The 1,288-nt window shown below is 50.4% G+C and carries 1 rRNA gene; it reads right to left on the bottom strand.

Going from position 1 to position 1,288, the window contains the following annotated elements:
* Positions 1–1,288, bottom strand: a 23S ribosomal RNA gene (locus tag ACX5KA_RS10410); the annotation flags it as partial.

Here is a 1,288-nt window from a genome sequence, read left to right as displayed (position 1 = left end):
AGCCTACACACTTTCACTTGGACAACCAACGCCAAGCTTGCCTAGCCTTCTCCGTCCCTCCATCACTGATTATATAAGTACGGGAATATTAACCCGTTTCCCATCGACTACGCATTTCTGCCTCGCCTTAGGGGCCGACTTACCCTGCCCTGATTAGCATGGGACAGGAAACCTTGGTCTTCCGGCGTGGGAGTTTTTCACTCCCATTATCGTTACTCATGTCAGCATTCGCACTTGTGATATGTCCAGCAAGCTTTACAACTCACCTTCATCCACTTACACAACGCTCCCCTACCCAGCATGTAAACATGCTGCCGCAGCTTCGGTATATTGCTTAGCCCCGTTACATCTTCCGCGCAGGCCGACTCGACTAGTGAGCTATTACGCTTTCTTTAAAGGGTGGCTGCTTCTAAGCCAACCTCCTAGCTGTCTATGCCTTCCCACATCGTTTCCCACTTAGCAATATTTTGGGACCTTAGCTGGCGGTCTGGGTTGTTTCCCTCTCCACGACGGACGTTAGCACCCGCCGTGTGTCTCCCGGATAGTTCTCATTGGTATTCGGAGTTTGCAAAGGGTTGGTAAGTCGGGATGACCCCCTAGCCTTAACAGTGCTCTACCCCCAATGGAATTCGTCCGAGGCTCTACCTAAATAGATTTCGGGGAGAACCAGCTATCTCCCGGTTTGATTGGCCTTTCACCCCCAGCCACAGGTCATCCCCTAACTTTTCAACGTTAGTGGGTTCGGTCCTCCAGTTGATGTTACTCAACCTTCAACCTGCCCATGGCTAGATCACCGGGTTTCGGGTCTATACCTAGCAACTAAACGCGCAGTTAACACTCGCTTTCGCTACGGCTCCGTTATTCACTTAACCTTGCTACTAAATATAAGTCGCTGACCCATTATACAAAAGGTACGCAGTCACCCCGAAGGGCTCCCACTGCTTGTACGTATACGGTTTCAGGTTCTATTTCACTCCCCTCACAGGGGTTCTTTTCGCCTTTCCCTCACGGTACTGGTTCACTATCGGTCAGTTAGGAGTATTTAGCCTTGGAGGATGGTCCCCCCATATTCAGTCAAGATAACACGTGTCCCGACCTACTCGATTTCACTGTAAAGAATCCGTCGTGTACGGGGCTATCACCCTGTATCGCTCCTCTTCCCAAAGGATTCCACTAAATTCTAAACAGCTTAAGGGCTGCTCCCCGTTCGCTCGCCGCTACTAGGGGAATCTCGGTTGATTTCTTTTCCTAAGGGTACTTAGATGTTTCAGTTCCCCTCGTTTGCCTC

Source organism: Alteromonas alvinellae, from assembly GCF_902705805.1.
The sequence above is the reverse complement of the archived record's forward strand: the minus strand, read 5'-3'. Positions and strand labels throughout refer to the sequence as shown.